Genomic DNA, 20520 nt, shown 5'->3' with positions numbered 1-20520 from the left:
TTGAATCGATGAGTCAACTCTTATGCTTTTGGGAGGAACGGAAGCATGGCTTCGTTAAAACGTTTGTTGATTGGGAAACCGATGGAAACGAAACGGTTGAAGCATGAAAAATTACCCAAATGGAAGGCATTGGCCGTTTTTTCTTCCGATGCCCTGTCATCGGTGGCTTACGCGACGGAAGAAATTCTGCTTGTGCTTGCTTTATTAGGGACAAGCGTCTTTTTCTATTCGCTGCCGATCGCGGTGGCGATTTTAGTACTGCTGTTGTTAGTAACGTTGTCGTATCGGCAAATCATTTATGCGTTTCCATCTGGCGGCGGAGCGTATGTCGTTGCCCGCGACCACTTGGGGACGAAAATTAGTTTAGTGGCCGGGGCGGCGCTCATGATCGATTTTCCGGCGTCAGCAAAGTGGTCGCGCAATCCGTTCAGTACGCTCGCAGCATTTCCGATGACATTACGGCACTGTCGATTACTTTCGACGAAAAAGACGAACAAAAGCTGCGGCAAAAGTGGGAGAAGTTTTATCCGGACATTCCGTTGAAAGTCATCTATTCACCGTACCGAACCATTTTGTCGCCATTGTTAGAATACATCACGAAAGCGGAAAAAGAAGCAGACCGCGCGCCGGTGACGGTGCTCTTGCCGCAATTTATCGTGAAAAAATGGTGGCATACATTTTTGCATAACCAAACAGCCATCATCTTGCGCTTTTTCTTGATCATGAAAAAAGATGTTGTCATTGCGACGCTGCCGTATCATTTGCGGGAATAATGTCGAGAAAAGGGGAAACATTTCCCCGGAAATCGATGCGTGTCGAATGGCAAAAAAGTCCCCTCTCCGTACGAAATTGCATATCGTACCGCAGGGGGGATTCCTATGTGGTTATGGGTGTCCATGATTTTGCTCGCTTTCAGCGTGAGCATGGACAGCTTGAGCGTAGGCATTACGTATGGAATGGGTGGTGTCCGTTTTTCCTGCTTTTCGTTGGCGCTTATTGCATGCATGTCTGGAATGATGGTGTTTGTGTCTATGAACATCGGCCGTCTGTTGGCGCTTGTTTTGCCATTGCAAGTTGAGAGAGGGCTTGCTTCGGTCATTCTCATGGCGCTTGGCGGTTGGGCGATTTATAACGTCTATAAGCCAAAGGGAGACGGAAGCGATTCCTCTATGGAATGTGATGGAACAGGGGAGGCTAACCGATTCAGCGGCGCTGTTCAAGTATTGAAACGGCCTGAACTTGGGGATCTTGATCGTTCAGGCACGATCAGCCAAAAAGAAGCGTTGTTGATCGGGATCGCTTTGTCGATGGATTCATTTGGCGCCGGGATCAGTTCGTCGCTTTTGCATTTCCCGCCGCTTTCGTTTTCCCTGTTGGTTGGCGTATTTACTCTCATGTTCATCCGAGTCGGCTTATCGTTGGGGTACATGGTGTCGAAAACGGGAATCATGAAAAAGGCGACAATGCTGCCTGGGGTTGTGTTGATTGTCCTAGGGTTGATCAAATTATTTCGGTGACACCATTTTGGCGGCTCGTTCGTAATTCAAATGTGAAAATAGGTTGATGAAAAAGGAGAGAGGTCCGATGTGGAAAAAGTTTTTATCGAAATTCGGCATTGGCGCTGCCAAAGTGGATCTCGTGCTGCATCGCCCTCATGTGCGCCTTGGTGAAACGTTGGAAGGGGAATTTTTGCTGGAAGGTGGTTCGGTCGCCCAACACATTCGGAACCTAGATGTCGTATTGCAATTGGAGGTGCACGCGGAAGGAAAGGCATATCGCCGAACCGCAGCGGTGATCCCGGTCGCTTCCTCGTTTACGATTCAGCCCGGTGAGCGGAAAGTGCTCCCGTTTTCGTACGCACTGCCGCTCCATTTGCCGATCAGCCGCCCAACGGTCCGTTATACGTTCGTCACCCGGCTCGATATTGCCGATGGGGCGGATGCATATGACCAAGACGCCATTCACATTTTGCCGCCGACGGCCTTGGAGCAAGTGTTTTCCGCTTTGGCCGCCCTGGGATTCCGGGAGAAAGCGACATCCGGAAGCATTACGCCGCATGGCCAGGAATTTGCGTTCTTCCCGACGAGCGAATTTCAAGGGATCGTCCAAGAAGTCGAGTTTTTTGCCCTTGTCGAGGGAGAAGGGGTGCGTTTGTATATGGAGATCGACGTCCGCCACGGCTTTGGCGGGGAACGCGAAATGAAACGGGAGCTGTTGATTACTCATGAACAGCTTCGCGATTCGGCGACGGCAGCCCGTCTGCTTCGAGAAGCCATTGAAGAGGCGGTGCGGGCGGCCGGGGCGTTCGGCCAGCTGAGCGGGCATCCATTGGCAACGCCGCATTCGCCAATCTATAGCCATCCAGTAGGCCATTATCCACCCGTCCATCATTCGCATCATGGCGGACACGGGTGGGCTGGTGCCATTGGTGGGTTTGCGGCCGGGATGCTGGCGGGAATGGTGGCGGAAGAGTTGCTTGACGATGTGATCGATGATGTCGCTGACGGGTTGGACGTGGATGATTGGTTTGATGGCGGCGATGGATTTGATGGGGGAGATTGGCTGTAATGATGATATGGAAGGTGCTTCGCATTTCGCGAAGCGCTTTTTTGCTGATGCGGATGTCTTGTACAACGGTGACCGTTTCTCCTTAGTGGGCATATACAATAAATGGAAAAATAAAACAAGGACCTGAATCCGTGATGGATTGACATCGACTTTGACTTTTTTGCTGGTTTTATGGATGTGTGATCCACCATTCCCTTTTTATGTTTAAAACAGATGTCATCTTCACTCTCAGAAATGAAATAAATATCTTTTTTAGGTATATAAACCAAAGAAAAAACAAAAAAGGACAGAGGGTTAGGATGAGTACAGAATTGCGAACAATCGTTCGTTATGCTCCTTCTCTCCATTTTATGTAAATGTTCAGAAGGGGCTCGCTATAGCCACTCCTTCGCGTCAGTTTCATCCAGATCTGTCGTGATCGGCGGACGAGTCGACCTGCCATCGTGATCACCGTCTGAATAATCGTCTTGATGCGACGGCGTTTCACTTTATGATGTAATGGATGTCTCGGATCGCTTAATAGATCTTGTCCAATCAGACGAAGAAGGTTGTACACGAATGCTCCCATGACCAACACGAGCGCATTCGTTTTCATCTTCCCTGATGGAAGCCGCTCTAAATCTAAGTCGCTTTTCAGTTCGCTATGAAACTGTTCGCATGTCGCATGATCGTGATACAATGCGAGCACATCACTCATTCGAACATGCTCGTATCCTTCGAGGCGCACCCAGTAGCTTTCGACTTCGTAATTAGGAACGAGCATCAGCTGTCCATTTCGTTCCATCGTTCGTTCCGTCACTTGGGTGACTTGAACGTACGTATACGTGTGTCCATCAATTGCTGCGGTCTGTGGAAGGCATAACTCATACGTTTGTACTCCTTCGGTTTGTCCATCATCGATGCGTCTGCCCTTTTGCGAAGCGATCTGGAACCAAAGCGCTTTCGATTCTCGGCGTAAGTTTCGCTTGATGACAAAGTCCACGTCTTCCTTTAGACATACGTGCACATTCGCTTCCGCATCGTTTCCTGCATCCATGCGGACAAGCAGACGAGACGAGGTCAGCGGACGAGCTCGATGGATGGCGGTAGTTAAAAACGAAGGCATGTTGTCTTGTACATGTTGTTTCCCTGGACGCAGCTCGGCATGAACGATATACCCTTCCTTCCCTGCGTACGCAAACAACGGCGTAAAACCGTCAAATCCTTTATACGTTCGACTCACTCCTTCTTTCTTCGTATCGGAGTTGTCAAATGGGGAAGCATCTATATCAAGGGGAAGCCATGTCGTTTTCCCTTTCGCCCAACAAGGGGACAAGGTAGCGTGTTGTCGAACCAACAGACGCATCGATTCCTCCCAAATGATGGTTTCGGTCATCGGAAGACAAGCGAGCTGATCGAGACGCTGTCGCAACGTTGGGGAGGAAGGTACGTGCCGAATGCCCATTGATGTCGAAAAGATATCGTCCTGACGATACGCTTCGATATGATCAAAATCCGTTTTTCCTGTGGCAAGCAAGCCGATCATCGAGCGAATGACATCGCTATGGGAAATGTGCACATCTCGACGAACCGTTGGGAGCCGAAGGGCGTTTACTCGTTTATCCAGTTTCGTTTGGTGCAGTAAGTAGCCCACGAGAGCAAGCCCAGCACTTGGAGTAATCGCTTCATCTGTCAATACAAACCGAATCGGGAAATCTTTCATCACATTCACCTACTTGATGAAGAATCGTCAACGTCGTTTTCCCTTATCGTATCAACGGTTTGCATCCATTGTAAAGATGTTTTGTCACGGATTCAGGACAAGGAGGAAACAAAATGAATGATACGTACGGTCATCGCCATTTGGCTTGGCATGAAACGTTGGAGTTGCATGAACTGATCGCTTTTCAAGCAAACGGGCTCATAAAAATGAAAAAGGCGGTCGGCAAAATCGACTGTCCTGAATTAAAAGGATTGTACCTTGAGACGATTCAAGGGCTGGAAACGAATTTGCGCGAGCTGCTTGCCTTCATTCCGGCGGCACCTATGATGGAAGAAAGCCGCGACCATGATGATGGCGACCGCGCCTTGCACGCTGGCGACTTGCTTGGCTTTTCAAAAACGGCAGTGCGCAATTATGCTGCTGCCATTACCGAGGCGGCGACGCCGGTGCTGCGCAAAACGTTTGTCAAACATCTGCTCAAAGCCATTGACACGCACGAAAAAGCGTTCAACTATATGTATGAACGCAGTTATTATCCAGCGTACGATCTTGTCCAGCTCCTTCACAACGATGTTCGCAATGCGCAAAAGGCGTTGTCAATGGGATATGAACGATGATGATGGCGAGCCGCCCCCGCCTAACGGGGCGGCCTCTTTCCTTGCAGCGGGGAGGAGCGGATGGACCGACGGCGAATACATAAAAGCGGAGAAACAGCTAAGCCTAATGGAGCTAGAAGAGAGGAAAGATCATAAACGAAGGAGGCGTCATCGGTGCGTTACTATATCGTTTTTGATATTGGCGGCACATATGTCAAACATGCCGTCATGAACGAGCATGGCGACTTTTTCGAAAAGGGGCGTTACCGTTCGGAGCGGCATGACTTTCATCAATTTCGCGATGACTTGCTTAACGCCGTCCGCCAGGCGCAGGCGAACTATGAACTTTCCGGCATCGCGATCAGTTCCGCAGGAAGCGTTGACAGCGATCTTGGCATCATCGGCGGAAGCAGCGCATTGCCGTGCATTCACGGCCCAAACTTTAAAGAAGTATTCGGCGGAGCGACGGGCCTGCCGGTGGAACTGGAAAATGACGCGAACTGCGCAGCGCTCGGTGAATTATGGAAAGGAGCGGGGCGGCACTGCCGCGACATCGCCTTTGTCATTGTCGGCACCGGCATTGGCGGGGCGATCGTGAAAGACGGACGCATCCATAAAGGGGCGCATTTGCACGGCGGGGAATTTGGCTATATGTTGATGGATGTCCGCTATGGGAACGGAAGGATCGAATGCAAAACATGGAGCGAACTGGCGGCGACAAGTGCGCTGATCCGGATGGCGGCTGAGGAAAAGGGGATGCCGGAGAGGGAGCTGGACGGAGAAAAAGTATTTGCGTTGGCCGAGAGAGGCGATGAAGCCGCGCAAAAGGCCATTGACCGGTTTTATTTTTCATTGGCCCAAGGGATTTTTAACTTGCAGTACGCATACGACCCGGAAAAAATCATTTTGGGCGGGGCCATTAGCAGCCGCCCCGATTTCGTCGACGAAATCAACAAGCGGCTTTCGGTGTTATTGTCGCTCGTTCCAATTGCCAAAGTCCAGCCAGTGGTGGAGACGTGCCAATTCAAAAACGATGCGAACTTGCTCGGCGCTTTGTATCATTACTTAGAGCGGCGCGGGGAGTTAGGGGAAGCGTCCGGCCCGTCCCATTGACTAGCAACAGGAAGTCGATGATTCTGTCTCGAAAACAAGGTCGCTGCCTAGAAAAAGCGCGGGTAGTACAAGACAAAGATTTGTAGTACAATAGAGCAGGCGCGGCCAAAAGCGGAGTGTTATTCCACCCGCTTGGCCCATATGTATAGAAAGGACGACCCCGCGCAGAAAGGATGGAAGGACATGCACTGGATGGAATTATGGAAGGCGATCATTTTAGGGATGGTCGAAGGGCTGACCGAGTTCGCCCCTGTTTCCTCGACCGGCCATATGATTATTGTCGACGATCTTTGGCTGAAATCCACAGAGTTTTTAGGCAAGTACGCGGCGAATACATTTAAAGTCGTCATTCAGCTCGGCTCGATTTTAGCCGCTGTGGTCGTGTTTAAAGACCGATTTCTCGACTTGCTTGGCGTTCGCGGCCGCCATCCGGGCGGACATCCGCGCCTTAACCTCATTCACGTCATCATTGGCCTGCTGCCGGCTGGGGTGCTCGGCGTCTTGTTTGAAGATTACATCGATGAACATTTGTTTTCGACAAAAACGGTGCTGATCGGCCTTGTGCTCGGCGCGTTGTTGATGATCGCCGCCGACAAATTCGCCAAAAAAGCCGCGCGGACGCAGACGGTCGACCAAATTACGTACAAGCAGGCGTTTTTTGTTGGTTTGATGCAATGTTTATCCTTGTGGCCCGGCTTTTCCCGCTCCGGCTCGACGATCTCTGGCGGGGTGCTTGTCGGCATGAGCCATCGCGCCGCCGCCGATTTCACGTTCATTATGGCTGTTCCGATCATGGCTGGGGCGAGCGGGCTGTCGCTGTTGAAAAACTGGCAATATGTCACCGCCGCCGATATCCCGTTTTTCATCGCCGGTTTTTTTAGCGCCTTTGTCTTCGCCTTGCTCGCGATCCGCTTTTTCCTTGAGCTCATCAACCGCATCCGCCTCGTGCCGTTTGCGGTGTATCGGATCGTGCTGGCCGTTGTCATTTATTTCTTATACTTCTAGTCGTGCCGCCTGGCGGGGTTGTTCCGCCGGGCGGTTTTCTGGTTGGGGGAAGGAAATGGAAAGAGAAAAAATTTGAATAAAAATAACCCGTAGTGCTAGCTGAGTGCTAAGACTGAGCCAGCATCACAATTCCAGTACAACATCATGAAGATATCGATCTCTTGTGCGACCATGTGTTCCGTATCAACCGTTATCGGCTTGAGCCGGTGTAAAGGAGAGAAGGCTCGTTGTGTGGTGATGAAAACAAAACGAGGCGATGCCGAAAAACGGCCGTGGTTGGCCGCATCGGGCATCGCCTGTTTTTACAAACGGGCGGTGTCTTGAATGATTGCAAGCAGCGTTTGCAGCGGATCGCTTGCGCCGGCTTTCTCCATGTTTTTTTGGTAGCGGTCTTTGTTTTCATATAGGCGGTGAATGGCGGCTTGCAGCGATTCGTTCGTTAAATCCTCTTCCATCAGCACTTCCGCATAGCCTGCTTTTTCAAACGAACGAGCGTTTGCAATTTGGTCGCCGCGGCTTGCCGCTTTCGAGAGCGGGATGAGCAGCATCGGCTTGCGCAAGGAGAGCAGTTCGAAAATGGCGTTCGCCCCGGCGCGGGAGACGACGATGTCGGCCAAGGCGAGTAAGTGGGGCAGCTCTTCGTTGACGTATTCGAACTGTTTGTATCCTTTTTGGCCTGCGAGGCTCGGGTCGATGTTTCCTTTGCCGCAAATGTGGATGATGTCAAATTCGGCAAGAAGCGTCGATAGGTTGGCGCGCAAGGCGTCGTTAATTTTTTTCGAGCCTAAGCTGCCGCCCATCGCCAGCAAGACCGGTTTTTTTCCGTCGAACTGGCACATCTTCCTCCCTTGTTCGGCGTTGCCATCCTTCAACTCTTCGCGGACGACGGCGCCGACGTAGACGGCTTTATCGGCATTGACGTATTGCTTCGTTTCCGGGAAGGTGAGGCAGATTTTTGTCGCAAACGGCATAGCGATTTTGTTCGCAAGCCCCGGGGTTAAGTCAGATTCATGGATCACCGACGGCACACCGTTCAGCCAAGCGCCGAGAATGACGGGAACGGAGACGAATCCGCCTTTTGAGAAGACGACGTCCGGTTTTTCTTTTTGGATCAGGCGGTACGCCTGCCAAACGCCTTTCAGCACATTGAATGGATCTTTAAAGTTTTTCCAGTCAAAATAGCGGCGCAGTTTTCCGGTCGAAACCGAATAGTACGGGACGCCGTCGATGCGGCCGATAATCTCCCGTTCAATCCCTTGATGAGATCCGATGTAAACGATATCCCATCCCAGCTTTTTCAATTTCGGGATGAGGGCGACGTTGACCATCACGTGGCCGGCTGTGCCGCCGCCGGTTAAGATGATTTTTTTTCGCAATGCGGATCACCTGTCTTTTTTTAATCGCTCGTGTATCGTTATGTATTATAGCAGATTCCACTTAGCTTCGGGAGGAAACCAAGCGGTGGCGTTTTTCGTATAGTAAGAAAACTGGACGGTCTGCATGAAATTTTCATGATTTTCTTTTCGATTTCTCATTTGTTTGTTATATGATAAAACATCTGCAGCGTGATGATCTCGAATATAGAAAGTTCATTTTTCTATTTTCAGAGAGAAGAAATATTGGTAAAGTACAATCAAGAGGTGAATGCCATGTGGGTTTGGCTGTTCGTTTGTTTCATTGTGGGAATTGCCATTTATGGCATTGTACCGACGATCATCATTCGCAAAAAGCGGGTGCGTTTGTTTCGGGAGGGGACGGCATCCGATTGTCTGGCGCTGACGTTTGATGACGGCCCCGACCCGTATTATACGCCAAAGTTGCTTGATTTATTAAAGAAATATGGCGTGAAGGCGACGTTTTTCGTTGTCGGCCGCAAAGTCGAGCGCTATCCGGATATTGTGCGGCGGATGGCCGAAGAAGGCCATGAAATTGGGATTCATAATTACCGCCACATCAGCAATTGGCTGTTGCCGCCGATTTGGTTGGATTGGGGGGTGCGCCGCGCCGCTGCGGCGATTGAGCGGGCGACGGGCCAACGCCCGGTGTATTACCGCCCGCCGTGGGGGCATTTTAACGCTTGGACGCCGATCGTGCAAAAACGGTATACAACGGTGTTATGGTCGCATATTCTTGGCGATTGGAACGAAAAAATTGGTACAATGGAATTGTTCCGCCGCTTGCGTTCGTCCATACGCGGCGGGGCGGTGATTGTGCTTCATGACAATGGGGATGCGTTAGGTGCTGACAAACGCGCGCCAGAGCAAATGTTGTCAGCGCTCGAGCTGCTGTTTAAGGATGAAGCAGCGAAAAAGATGCGTTGGGTGACGATTACGGAACTGAGAAATGTGCAAACTAATACACAAATCTCGGCGATGTAGCGGGGGAGCTATGGATACAAGCGTATGGTTGCCGTATGTCCAGTCATATGGATATGTGATGCTGTTTTTATTTTTGTTTTGCGGCATTGTCGGCATTCCGGCGCCGGAGGAAAGCTTGCTCTTTTTGGTCGGCGTGATGGTTGCCAAGGAGCAGTTGCTGCTTGGACCGTCGCTCGCTTCATGCTGGGGCGGGGCGATGGCCGGCATGGTGACGGCATACGGCGCCGGCCGGTGGTGGGGGGCGCCGTTTGTGCAAAAGTACGGCAAGTGCGTCGGAATTACGGCTGAACGTTGGGAGCGGGCTCGCCGCTGGTTTGGCCGCTATGGCAAATGGGGGATTTTGTTCGGCTGCTATGCTCCCGGGGTGCGGCAAATTTGCCCGTATATGGCGGGAGTGAGCCGGTTTCCGTTCGGGCCGTTTTTGTTGCTGTCGGCGCTTGGAACGGCAGGTTGGGCAGTTCCGTTGACCGCGGCGGGGCTTTGGCTCGGCCAGCGCATCCATATCCCCCTGATTTCTTTTCCGCTTGCCGGTTTGGCGTTGTTTTTGCTTTTTTTGCTTGCGGCATGGGTTGGGCAGCGGAGGCGCAAAAAATCTTTCGAAAGCTAAAGGGTGCGATCGATGATGAAAGTATTGTTTTTGCCGCTGTTTCAAATGAATACGGGACACCATAAAGTAGCCGATACGTTGATGGATTTTTTGCGCCGCCAGTTTCCGGCGGTCGAAAGCAAAAAGATCGATTTTTTGAGCTATTGCAATGAACTGATGGAAAAAATGGTGTCAGAGGCCTACTTGCGCTGGATTCGCTCGCATCCTGCTTCGTACCACCGTGTGTACAAAACGCTGATGTACCAAGAGCCGCCCCGGTTTGAGTTCATTTCGTTTGAGCCATGGCTGCCTTATTTTGAAAGCAAAATGAAAAAGATGGTGGAAGAAGAACGGCCGGATTTAATCGTCTGCACCCATTCGTTTCCGTCGCGCATTTTGCAGCGGCTGAAGCGAAAACGGGTGCTGACGGTTCCAGTTGTCAATGTCTACACCGACTTTTTTATGAACAGCATCTGGGGGAAACGGTTTATTGACTATCATTTTGTTCCCCATCAAGAGGCGAAATGGGAGCTGATCACGAAGTACGGGGTTGACAAAGGACGCATCATCGTCACTGGTATCCCAGTGCACGATGTGTTTATGAATCGGTCGGAAGCGAGACGCAAGCGGCAGCCTGCTCATGTGCTTGTCGCCGGTGGAAACCAAGGGCTTGGCAATATGCTGGCGTTTTTGCGGGCGGCCCGCACGTCAACGTTGTTCCGCTATTCGGTGCTGTGCGGCGCCAATCGCCAGCTGTACGAGGAAATCGCCAGCTGGCAGTTGCCTCATATCCGGCCGCTTCCATACATCGCTGACCCGGAAGAGATGAATCGGCTGTATGAAGAGGCGGATGCCGTCATTACGAAACCAGGCGGGGTGACGGTCAGCGAGTTGCTTCATAAGCGCATTCCGATTTTTACGATCGATTGCTTGCCTGGGCAGGAGCGCATCAATTTGCAATATTTACAGCAAAATGGTCTCATTTATCATTTGGTCGGGCCAGAAAGCGGCGAGCAGCACATGCTTCGCCTGTTGATGGATGACGTGGAGAAAAACCGGCTTTTCCGCCGTGTGTCCGATTATTTTGCCGGCGTGGAAAAAACGGGGCAAGAAGCGCTCGCCGAAGTGGTAGCGGCCATGCCGCAACGCATGGCTTGGCGCGTGTTGCATCCGTAGCGACAGAAGGTGTCCCAAAACGGTCGGGGCACCTTTTCTTATTCCTGTATATACGTGTAAAACAAATGCTGGAAAACGATATGTTGTGCTTTGTTGAAAGAAGAATCACCTTTTTAGACACCCTCACTTTTTTGTTCCTAATCGCTTATGGGGGGTGGCGAAACAACCTGCATCGTACATATAAAATATCAGACCGTTGGGCGCGAAACGTGTTACAATAGGAACGATGGCCAAGGAAAGAGGAGGAACGATGATGAAAACGAAAGTTGGCGTGTTATACGGCGGCAAATCACCGGAGCACCAAGTATCGTTGTCGACGGCGATGGCGGTGATGAACGCCATTGATCCTCATAAATTCGATGTCATTCCGATTTATATTACACCGGAAGGTCAATGGATCAAGGGCGAACAGTTGACCGGACCGATCGAGGAAATCAAGCAGCTGCAATTCACTTCGGCGGCGACCGCCTTGATTCCGGTTTCCTTGAACCAAGTTCCGGCTGCCGATTCGGCTGCGGGAGGAAACGAGGAAACGATCGATGTCATTTTCCCGCTTTTGCATGGGCCGAACGGCGAAGACGGAACGGTGCAAGGGTTGCTTGAGATATTGAACATTCCGTATGTCGGCAACGGGGTGCTTGCTTCCGCGGTCGGCATGGATAAGGTGATGATGAAAAACTTGTTTGCGCAGGCCGGGTTGCGCCAAGCAAAATATATCGCCGTGACGAAGTACGATTGGCAAAAAAGAGGCGAGACGGTGTATGACCGGATCGAACGAGAGCTTGGCTACCCGTGCTTTGTCAAGCCAGCCAACGCCGGTTCGAGCGTCGGCATTTCCAAATGCAAGCAGCGCGGCGATTTAAAAGCCGCATTTATCGAGGCATTTCAGTATGACCGAAAAATTATTATTGAAGAGGCGATCGTCGGCCGCGAAATTGAAATCGGCGTGATAGGAAATGACGAGCCGATTTGTTCGGTCGTTGGCGAAATTGTGCCCAAAAAGGAATTTTACGACTATGAAGCGAAATACGAAGACGGGCAAACCGAATTGATCATCCCGGCGGACGTAACGAAAGAACAGTATGAGACGATCAAACAAATGGCCATTACGGCGTTTCAGGCGCTGGATTTGTCTGGACTTGCGCGCGTCGATTTTTTCCTCGCCGAAGATGGCGCGGTTTATATCAACGAAGTGAACACGATGCCAGGCTTTACGCCATACAGCATGTTCCCGCTTCTTTGGCAGCACAGCGGTGTGCCGTACCCGGAGCTGATTGAACGGCTTATCGCGCTCGCATTGGAACGACATCAAGAAAAGCAGACGATCACGTACACGTTCAAAAAAGAAAAGAGGTGAGAGCCGATGATCAAACGGACAGTGCGGCAAATCGCCGAAATGGCTGACGGACAGTGTTTAAAGCCGGAATGGGAGAATATGGTCGTAAGCGGTGTGTCAACCGACACAAGGACGATCCAAGCCGGCAACTTGTACGTTCCGTTGCGCGGTGCGACCTTTAACGGCCACGATTTCGTGCAAGAAGCGGTGCAAAAAGGAGCCGCCGCCGTACTGTGGGCGGAAAGGGAAGGAACGCCGCCGGAAGGTGTGCCAGTGGTCGTTGTGGATGATACGCTTTTGGCATTGCAGCGGCTCGCCGCCCGCTACCGCGAGCAGCTTGGAATGAAGGTGATCGGCGTCACTGGCAGCAACGGCAAAACGACGACGAAAGATATGATTGCCGCGCTGCTTTCAACCCACTATCGAGTGCAAAAGACCGAAGGGAACTTGAACAATCACATCGGCGTGCCGCTGACGCTTCTTTCGCTTGACGAAGGGACGGAGATGGCCGTTGTCGAAATGGGGATGAGCGGGTTTGGCGAAATCGAGCGGCTGACCATGATCGCCCGTCCGGACGCAGCGGTCATCACGAATATCGGAGAAGCACACTTGCAGGAGCTCGGGTCGCGGGAAGGCATCGCCAAGGCGAAGTTGGAAATTTTGGCGGGTTTGCACCATGATGGTTTATTCGTCTACCACGGCGATGAGCCGCTCTTGACGGAGCGCGTGCCGAAGTTGCCGCTTCCCCGCCATGTCGTGACGTTCGGGGCGGGCGAACAGAACGATTACTATCCGACCGATGTGCGCATTGAAGCGGGAGGAACATCGTTTGTCATCAATGCGCTCCCCGGCCGGACGCTGTTTATGCCGGTATTAGGCAAGCATCATGTGTACAACGCGCTCGCCGCCATTGCGGTCGCCCGCTTTTTCGGCATCGATTGGGAAGGCATTGATGCGTCTCTCTCCCGCCTGCAAGTGACGCGCATGCGTACGGAAGTCGTCAAGACGAAATATGGCTTTACCGTCATTAATGACGCCTACAATGCTAGCCCGACATCGATGCGCGCCGCCTTGACGCTGCTTGGGGAATTAGGCGGCTACCGGCAAAAAATCGCCGTATTGGGCGATATGTTGGAGCTTGGTGACGAAGAAGTGGCGTTTCATCGAGAGATCGGGGAGGTGTTGCGGCCGGGAATGGTGGACTATGTGTTCACTTACGGGCCGCTGGCGCACCATATCGCCGCGGCGGCCGCCCCATTTTTTGATGATGGACGGGTGAGGGAGTTCGACGATAAAGCAGCGTTGGCCGAGGCCGTGCGTTCCGTCGCGACTTCGGATGACATTGTTTTATTGAAAGCATCGCGCGGCATGAAATTGGAAGAGTTGCTTCGATATTGGGTGTAACATCAAGCAACCCGAGAGAAACTAAAAGCGGCGTCACAGGCGCCGCTTTTCATTCGGGCGGGGGTGGAAATGATGATCGGCTGTTTATGTATTCACGGGTTTACGGGAAGTCCAGAAGAAGTGGCGCCGCTGGCCGATTATTTGCGAGAGCGGACCGATTGGATGATCGAAACGCCGACCTTGCCGGGCCACGGAAGCGAACTGCGGTTGAAAGGAATTACATACGACCAATGGATCGCAGCGGCGGAACAAGCGTTTTTAGCGCTCCATCACCGTTGCAGTGTGGTGTATGTCATTGGGTTTTCAATGGGTGGAGTGATCGCCGTCTACTTGGCGGAAAAATACCCGGTCGCCAAACTCGTGCTGCTAAGCGCTGCGTTTTACTATGTCAACCCGCGCCAATTATGGCGCGACATCCGCGAGATGTTTGCCAATGGATGGAAAGGAGCGCGGGAGCACCCACTGTTTCTCCGCTATCGAAACAAAATGATGGCGACGCCGTTTTCAGCTGTCAGGGAGTTTCGCAAACTCGTTCGCGATGTGCGTCCCCGACTTCCGCGCGTCGCGGCACCCGCGCTCATTGTGCAAGGAGAAAAAGATGGGATCGTGCCGTTAAAAAGCGCCTGCTATTTATATGAACGCATGGGGTCTTCAGAAAAAAAGCTGTTGCTTTTGCCCAATTCGTTCCATCATGTTTGTCATAGCATCGATCGGCACGTTCTGTTTGCTGAGGTGGAAACATTTTTGCGCGCTGCCCATGCCCATCATTGCAAATCACCGCATAACATGGTATGATAACTGTCAAACCTTTCTCTCGGATAAAGGGACGATTTTTTATAAGGAGTTTGGATAACATTGACGACATTTCAAGAATTAGGATTAAGCCAAGAAGTGATGAAAGCGATCGAGCGGATGGGGTTTGAAGAGACGACTCCGATTCAAGCGAAGACGATTCCGCTCAGTCTGCAAAATAAAGACGTAATCGGTCAAGCGCAAACCGGAACGGGGAAAACGGCGGCGTTTGGCATTCCGATCGTTGAGAAAGTGAATGTGAAAAACAGCGCTGTTCAAGCGCTCGTTGTCGCGCCGACGCGTGAGCTCGCCATCCAAGTATCAGAAGAGCTGTACAAAATCGGCGCCGTCAAGCGCGTGCGCGTCTTGCCGATTTACGGCGGTCAAGATATCGACCGGCAAATCCGCGCTTTGAAAAAACATCCGCACGTGATCGTCGGGACGCCGGGCCGTATTATCGACCATATCAACCGCGGGACGCTCCGCCTTGAGCATGTGCATACGGTCGTTCTTGATGAGGCGGATGAAATGCTCAATATGGGCTTTATCGAAGATATTGAGGCGATTTTAAGCCATGTGCCGGCCGAGCGGCAGACGTTGCTGTTCTCGGCGACGATGCCGGATCCGATTCGCCGCATTGCCGAGCGCTTCATGAACGAGCCGGAACTTGTCAAAGTGAAGGCAAAGGAAATGACCGTGCCGAACATTCAACAGTACTACTTAGAAGTGCACGAGAAAAAGAAATTTGACATTTTGACGCGGCTTCTTGATATTCAGGCGCCGGAGCTCGCGATCGTGTTCGGCCGCACGAAGCGTCGTGTCGATGAGCTGGCAGAGGCGCTCAACTTGCGAGGCTATGCAGCGGAAGGCATTCATGGCGATTTAAGCCAAGCGAAACGGCTGTCGGTGCTGCGCAAGTTTAAGGAAGGTGCGATTGAAATTTTAGTGGCGACGGATGTTGCGGCGCGCGGCTTGGATATTTCCGGCGTAACGCACGTGTACAACTTTGATATTCCGCAAGACCCGGAAAGCTATGTCCACCGGATTGGGCGCACCGGGCGCGCCGGCAAGACAGGGGTGGCGATGACGTTTGTCACTCCAAGGGAGATCGGCCAGCTTCACCATATTGAGCGGACGACGAAGCGGAAAATGGAGCGGATGAAGCCGCCGACACTTGATGAGGCGCTCGAAGGCCAACAGCGTATCGCGATCGAAAAGCTTCTCAACGTCGTGGAGACCGAAAACCTGTCATTTTACAAACGGGCAGCGGAAGAATTGCTTGAAGAGCACGATTCGGTAACGATTGTCGCTGCCTGCTTGAAAATGTTGACGCGCGAGCCGGATACGACGCCGGTGCAATTGACGGAAGAGCCGCCTTTAGCGGTCAAGCGGGAGAAAAAACGGGGCGGCCGCCCGGACGGCTCAGCCCGCAGCCGGACGAAGAAACGGCGGATTACGGCGCATTAAGCGCCGTTTTTTCATAGCCGAGGCATGTAAAACGACGGCCGCTTGGGGCGGATGGACAAAAAGGGGGCAAGCAGGCCGCCGACGGCGAAGCCAAATAGATGGGCCAATAAATTCCCATGTGGTGTCATGATGCCAATCAGCAAATGAACCGCCATGACCGAAAGCAGCAGCTGGGCGTGGCGGGGGGCGACTAAGTCGCGGCGGAATAGGGCGAGGTAGCTGTACATGCCAAACAAGGCGAAAATGGCGCCCGACGCCCCGACATGGGTGTACAGCGGCGGCAGAAGGAATAAAGTGGCGACATTGGCGCCGATTCCGCCTCCGATATACAGAAACAAAAACTTTCTTTTCCCAAGTGCGCGCTCCAGCCAGGGGCCAAACAGCCATAAGGACAAACTGTTGGCGGCCATATGGTGGAAATCGCGATGCAGCACGATTGGGCTGACAAGCCGCCAGCACTCTCCATGGCGGATCGCGCCGTTCGTCCCGACGGCGTATTGCCAAATGGGTTCAAGCGCTGTCAAGGGAAGAGAAAACAACAGCCATGCGGCGATATGGACCAATAATAAGGCGGCAACGACGGGATAAAGGCGGACAAATGAGCGGACATCGCTTGCATGTTGAAACACGGGTTGGTCTCCCTTCTTCGCGGAAATGGGGCGTTTTTTATAAGCCATCTTATGCGGGTCTCTCATAAAAAATTTGTCCGACCATCAGGGCGGATAGGATAGGTGAGGAAGCAGTGATCGTCGGCATTGGCATTGATATTGTAGAGTTGGAACGGATCCGCTCCCTTCTTGAGCGGAGCCGCAAATTTCCAGAGCGAATTTTGACGCCGCGTGAAAAAGCGCAGTTTGGCGAGTTGCCGCCCGCAAGACAGGCAGAGTTTCTCGCCGGGCGATTTGCGGCTAAAGAAGCGTACGCCAAAGCGCTCGGAACGGGGATCGGGCGGCATCTATCGTTTCAAGACATCGAGATCGTTTCCGATGAGCACGGAAAGCCGAGCATTGCTGCCCGCCGCGATGGCGAGACGGTTCATCTGTCCATTTCCCATAGCCGCGATTACGCCGTCGCCCAAGTCGTCATTGAGCGCCTTGGACCGATGACGCCGGCTGATGCTTGCCATGGCTAGTCTGCATATTCCCGAAAGTTGTCTCATATATTGTAGTGCATGGGTAGAAATCGATATATGAGGCAAAGGGGTTGAAGCGATGGGCAGAAACGTGCTGATGGCGTTGGTCGGCATCATTTTTCTGTTTGCTTTGGCTGGCTGCGGGTCGAAATCGCAGGAAGAGGTGCTGAAGGCGCTTGATGAAAAGGTCGATGAGATGACGGGTTATCAGGCTGAGGCGAAAATGACGTTCCGCACCGGTGAGAAGCCGCAAGTGTATCATGTTGAAGTGTGGCACAAGCAGCCGTCCTACTACCGCGTCAGCTTGAAAAACGCCGACAAAGGACAAAGCCAAATGATTTTGCGCAATGACGAAGGGGTGTTCGTCTTCACGCCGGCGCTCAACAAAACCTTCAAGTTTGTGAGCGATTGGCCGAAAAACAGCAGCCAAGCGTATTTGTACGAATCGCTCGTCAAAGACATTTTGAGCGATTCGAAGGCGAAGTTTAAGGCGACGGACGATTACTATGTGTTTGAGACGAAAACGAACTACCCGAACAGCGAAGTCATTCCAACCCAAGAGATTACACTGCGCAAAAAAGATTTGGCGCCCGTCTCGGTCAAAGTGATGGATACGGACCGGAAAGCGCTGTTGACGGTCGAGTTTTCCAACGTCGAGTTTAACAAAAAGTTTGATGATGACGCGTTTGATACAAAGAAAAACATGACTGGCGCCCGTCTTGAGGTGCCAACGATGGCCGAAGGAAAAGAGCAAGTGATGGCCGTCATGTACCCGAGTCAGCTTCCGAAAGGGGTTCAAGCGCTCGAGGAAAAAGAAGTGAAAGGTGAAAACGGCACGCGCGTCATTATGACATTCGGCGGCAAAAAATCGTTTACGCTCGTGCAAGAAAAAGCGGATGTGCTTCCGGCGACAAGCATGCCAGTTCTTGTCAACGGCGACCCGGTTGATTTAGGATTCACCATTGGCGCCCTCACCGACCGAACGTTGACATGGTGGTACAATGGGGCGGAGTTTACGCTCGCCTCGGACGATTTGACGCCGGAAGAAATGGTGATGGTCGCCAGCTCAGTGCAAGAAAAAGCGGCAAAATGACAGTGCGGTTTTGCAAACAGGCGGCTTTCCGCGTTGAAGCGGAGAAGCTGCTTTTTGTTTTTGTGCAGAAGCAGTGAAGGCAGGACAGTGGACGAATCGTTGCGATCTCCAATGTTTTCCGCCGTTTTTCTCATTTTTCCGCCGCTCATCCTATTCCTTCTTCCCTAGGAACATGGTAAACTAAAAAAGGAATCCAATCGATTCAAGCGCTTTCAAACTGGCTATGACTAGAAAGGCAGCGAGAGAGGATGGACGAGTTTCACCGCGATACGTGGGTGGAAATTGATTTGGACGCCATTTACGACAACGTCGCGAATTTGCGCCGCTTTTTGCCGGAGGGTACGCAAATTATGGCCGTTGTCAAGGCGAACGCCTACGGGCACGGCGATGCCCAAGTGGCGGCAACGGCGCTCGAAGCGGGCGCTTCCCGCTTGGCCGTCGCCTTTTTGGACGAGGCGCTTGCCTTACGAAAAAAAGGCATCGATGCCCCGATTTTAGTGCTTGGGGCGTCTCGTCCCGAGGATGTGGCGTTGGCCGCCGAACACCGCATCGCCTTAACCGTGTTTCGCTCTGATTGGCTCGAGAAGGCGTCATCGCTATATAACGGTTCGACCCCGATTCATTTCCATTTAAAGATGGACACGGGAATGGGACGGCTTGGGGTTAAAGACGAAGAGGAGACAAAGCGAATAGCGGCCTTGATCGATCGCCATCCGCCCTTTGTGCTTGAAGGGGTGTATACGCATTTTGCGACCGCTGATGAAGTGAATACGGATTACTTTTCTTATCAATACGCCCGCTTTTTGCATATGCTTGACTGGCTGCCGTCGCGGCCGCCGCTCGTTCATTGCGCCAACAGCGCGGCGGCCCTTCGTTTTTCCGATCGAGCGTTCAACATGGTTCGCTTTGGCATTTCGATGTACGGGCTCGCCCCATCGCCGGACATCAAGCCGCTCCTCCCATACGAATTGAAAGAGGCGTTTTCGCTCCATAGCCGCCTTGTACACGTCAAAAAACTGCAACCAGGCGAAAAGGTGAGCTACGGTGCGACGTACACCGCGCAGACGGAAGAGTGGATCGGCACGATTCCAATCGGTTATGCGGACGGCTGGCTGCGCCGCCTGCAGCACTTTCATGTGCTTGTTGGCGGGCAGCGGGCGCCGATCGTCGGCCGTATCTGCATGGATCAATGCATGATCCGCCTGCCGGAGCCGCTGCCTGTCGGGACGAAGGTGACATTAATTGGCCGCCAAGGGGACGAAGTCATTTCCATCGATGATGTCGCCCGTCATTTGGGCACAATCAATTATGAAGTGCCGTGCACGATCGGCTACCGGGTGCCCCGTATTTTTTTCCGAAATAAGCGTATAATGGAAGTGAGAAACGCCGTTGGTCGCGGATGAAGCGATGCATAATCTGCTTCGGAAGACAAAGGATAGAAAATGGAGAAATGACTTTGCAGCGCCGTTGTTTAATGGTATCATGAAGTGGAAGCAATCAATGGCTGCAGTTCGTGGAGGTGTATATTTGTGTCGGAATCTGGCGCAACAGCGGAAATCGTCGTTCGTTTGCCGCAGTCGCTGCTGACAGAACTGGACGTGCTCGTAAAGCAGGAAAACGGCAACCGCAATGAACTCATTTATCAAGCGACGAAAATGTACATTCGCGAGCGGAAGAAACGGCAAATTCGCGAGGCGATGAGACGAGGCTACATGGAAATGGCGAAAATCAATTTATCTATCGCTTCTGAAGCGTTTCATGCTGAATACGAGGCCGACCACACCGTTGAACGCTTAGTTAGCGGGGGGTAATGCTTTGATTGTCAAACGTGGCGACGTGTATTTTGCGGACCTTTCCCCGGTTGTTGGCTCGGAGCAGGGCGGCGTGCGCCCCGTGTTGGTGATCCAAAACGATATCGGCAATCGTTTTAGCCCGACGGTGATTGTCGCGGCGATTACGGCGCAAATCCAAAAAGCGAAGCTGCCGACGCATGTCGAGATTGACGCGAAACGCTACGGGTTTGAACGCGATTCGGTCATTTTGCTTGAGCAAATTCGCACGATCGACAAGCAACGGCTGACCGATAAAATCACTCATTTGGACGATGAAATGATGGATAAAGTCGATGAGGCGCTGCAAATTAGCTTAGGGCTGATCGACTTTTGATAGAGC

General features: G+C 52.2%; 20 protein-coding genes and 1 pseudogene. 18 read left to right on the top strand and 3 right to left on the bottom strand.

Annotation, left to right across the window (positions count from 1 at the left end):
- Positions 1 to 45: 45 nt before the first annotated feature.
- The 3 genes and pseudogenes from CWI35_RS09310 (at position 46) to CWI35_RS09300 (ending at position 2568) form a co-directional block, all read left to right on the top strand.
- A pseudogene (locus tag CWI35_RS09310) lies at positions 46 to 773 on the top strand (hypothetical protein).
- Positions 774 to 878: 105 nt separating this feature from the next.
- Complete coding sequence (ytaF, locus tag CWI35_RS09305; RefSeq protein ID WP_011229724.1) at positions 879 to 1517, top strand: sporulation membrane protein YtaF; 639 nt, start codon at positions 879 to 881, stop codon at positions 1515 to 1517.
- Positions 1518 to 1584: 67 nt separating this feature from the next.
- On the top strand, positions 1585 to 2568 hold the full coding sequence (locus tag CWI35_RS09300) for a sporulation protein (RefSeq protein WP_011229725.1): 984 nt from the start codon (positions 1585 to 1587) through the stop codon (positions 2566 to 2568).
- A 328-nt stretch (positions 2569 to 2896) separates the two neighbouring features.
- On the opposite strand, the gene CWI35_RS09295 is transcribed toward CWI35_RS09300, so the two are convergent.
- Entirely contained in the window at positions 2897 to 4270 is a 1374-nt protein-coding gene (locus CWI35_RS09295; protein ID WP_119877630.1) for an IS1380 family transposase, read from the bottom strand.
- A gap of 113 nt (positions 4271 to 4383) precedes the next feature.
- Between CWI35_RS09295 and CWI35_RS09290 the strand changes: the two genes are divergently transcribed.
- The 3 genes from CWI35_RS09290 (at position 4384) to CWI35_RS09280 (ending at position 6984) form a co-directional block, all read left to right on the top strand.
- Complete coding sequence (locus CWI35_RS09290) at positions 4384 to 4887, top strand: spore coat protein (RefSeq protein WP_011229726.1); 504 nt, start codon at positions 4384 to 4386, stop codon at positions 4885 to 4887.
- Between the two features lie 153 nt (positions 4888 to 5040).
- The gene (locus tag CWI35_RS09285) at positions 5041 to 5979 is read left to right on the top strand and encodes an ROK family protein (protein ID WP_011229727.1); all 939 of its coding nucleotides are present in this window, start codon (positions 5041 to 5043) and stop codon (positions 5977 to 5979) included.
- A gap of 183 nt (positions 5980 to 6162) precedes the next feature.
- Positions 6163 to 6984 carry an undecaprenyl-diphosphate phosphatase gene (locus CWI35_RS09280; RefSeq protein WP_013144033.1) on the top strand — a complete coding sequence of 274 codons (822 nt, stop codon included), beginning with the start codon at positions 6163 to 6165 and terminating at the stop codon, positions 6982 to 6984.
- A 302-nt stretch (positions 6985 to 7286) separates the two neighbouring features.
- Here CWI35_RS09280 and CWI35_RS09275 read toward each other — a convergent pair whose 3' ends face one another.
- Complete coding sequence (locus tag CWI35_RS09275) at positions 7287 to 8360, bottom strand: undecaprenyldiphospho-muramoylpentapeptide beta-N-acetylglucosaminyltransferase (RefSeq protein ID WP_014194674.1); 1074 nt, start codon at positions 8358 to 8360, stop codon at positions 7287 to 7289.
- Positions 8361 to 8633: 273 nt separating this feature from the next.
- On the opposite strand from CWI35_RS09275, the gene CWI35_RS09270 reads away from it, so the two are divergent.
- The 7 genes from CWI35_RS09270 to CWI35_RS09240 all read left to right on the top strand — a co-directional run bounded on the left by CWI35_RS09270 (position 8634) and on the right by CWI35_RS09240 (position 16123).
- A complete protein-coding gene (locus tag CWI35_RS09270) occupies positions 8634 to 9362 on the top strand; it encodes a polysaccharide deacetylase family protein (RefSeq protein WP_014194676.1) in 729 nt (242 codons plus the stop codon).
- Between the two features lie 10 nt (positions 9363 to 9372).
- On the top strand, positions 9373 to 9969 hold the full coding sequence (locus CWI35_RS09265) for a DedA family protein (RefSeq protein WP_013522795.1): 597 nt from the start codon (positions 9373 to 9375) through the stop codon (positions 9967 to 9969).
- Between the two features lie 12 nt (positions 9970 to 9981).
- On the top strand, positions 9982 to 11124 hold the full coding sequence (locus tag CWI35_RS09260) for an MGDG synthase family glycosyltransferase (RefSeq protein ID WP_014194677.1): 1143 nt from the start codon (positions 9982 to 9984) through the stop codon (positions 11122 to 11124).
- A gap of 253 nt (positions 11125 to 11377) precedes the next feature.
- Complete coding sequence (locus CWI35_RS09255; RefSeq protein ID WP_033024531.1) at positions 11378 to 12481, top strand: D-alanine--D-alanine ligase; 1104 nt, start codon at positions 11378 to 11380, stop codon at positions 12479 to 12481.
- A gap of 6 nt (positions 12482 to 12487) precedes the next feature.
- Complete coding sequence (locus tag CWI35_RS09250) at positions 12488 to 13864, top strand: UDP-N-acetylmuramoyl-tripeptide--D-alanyl-D-alanine ligase (protein ID WP_021322023.1); 1377 nt, start codon at positions 12488 to 12490, stop codon at positions 13862 to 13864.
- 72 nt (positions 13865 to 13936) lie between these two features.
- Positions 13937 to 14659 carry an alpha/beta hydrolase gene (locus tag CWI35_RS09245; RefSeq protein ID WP_021322022.1) on the top strand — a complete coding sequence of 241 codons (723 nt, stop codon included), beginning with the start codon at positions 13937 to 13939 and terminating at the stop codon, positions 14657 to 14659.
- Positions 14660 to 14758: 99 nt separating this feature from the next.
- A complete protein-coding gene (locus CWI35_RS09240; RefSeq protein ID WP_394606843.1) occupies positions 14759 to 16123 on the top strand; it encodes a degradosome RNA helicase CshA in 1365 nt (454 codons plus the stop codon).
- A gap of 11 nt (positions 16124 to 16134) precedes the next feature.
- On the opposite strand, the gene CWI35_RS09235 is transcribed toward CWI35_RS09240, so the two are convergent.
- A complete protein-coding gene (locus CWI35_RS09235) occupies positions 16135 to 16752 on the bottom strand; it encodes a rhomboid family intramembrane serine protease (RefSeq protein ID WP_014194682.1) in 618 nt (205 codons plus the stop codon).
- A 113-nt stretch (positions 16753 to 16865) separates the two neighbouring features.
- Between CWI35_RS09235 and acpS the strand changes: the two genes are divergently transcribed.
- The 5 genes from acpS to ndoA all read left to right on the top strand — a co-directional run bounded on the left by acpS (position 16866) and on the right by ndoA (position 20514).
- Positions 16866 to 17255 carry a holo-ACP synthase gene (gene acpS, locus CWI35_RS09230; protein WP_011229738.1) on the top strand — a complete coding sequence of 130 codons (390 nt, stop codon included), beginning with the start codon at positions 16866 to 16868 and terminating at the stop codon, positions 17253 to 17255.
- A 79-nt stretch (positions 17256 to 17334) separates the two neighbouring features.
- The gene (locus CWI35_RS09225; RefSeq protein ID WP_014194683.1) at positions 17335 to 18348 is read left to right on the top strand and encodes a LolA family protein; all 1014 of its coding nucleotides are present in this window, start codon (positions 17335 to 17337) and stop codon (positions 18346 to 18348) included.
- Positions 18349 to 18596: 248 nt separating this feature from the next.
- On the top strand, positions 18597 to 19751 hold the full coding sequence (gene alr, locus CWI35_RS09220; RefSeq protein ID WP_011229741.1) for an alanine racemase: 1155 nt from the start codon (positions 18597 to 18599) through the stop codon (positions 19749 to 19751).
- A gap of 126 nt (positions 19752 to 19877) precedes the next feature.
- Positions 19878 to 20159 (top strand): CopG family ribbon-helix-helix protein, encoded by a 282-nt coding sequence (locus CWI35_RS09215; RefSeq protein ID WP_011229742.1) that lies wholly within the window; start codon positions 19878 to 19880, stop codon positions 20157 to 20159.
- A gap of 4 nt (positions 20160 to 20163) precedes the next feature.
- Positions 20164 to 20514 (top strand): type II toxin-antitoxin system endoribonuclease NdoA, encoded by a 351-nt coding sequence (gene ndoA / locus CWI35_RS09210; RefSeq protein WP_003253417.1) that lies wholly within the window; start codon positions 20164 to 20166, stop codon positions 20512 to 20514.
- Positions 20515 to 20520 lie beyond the last annotated feature (6 nt).

The sequence above is a fragment of the [Bacillus] caldolyticus genome (assembly GCF_003595605.1).
Classification (GTDB): domain Bacteria; phylum Bacillota; class Bacilli; order Bacillales; family Anoxybacillaceae; genus Geobacillus; species Geobacillus thermoleovorans.
This window is presented reverse-complemented; position numbering and strand designations above follow the sequence as displayed.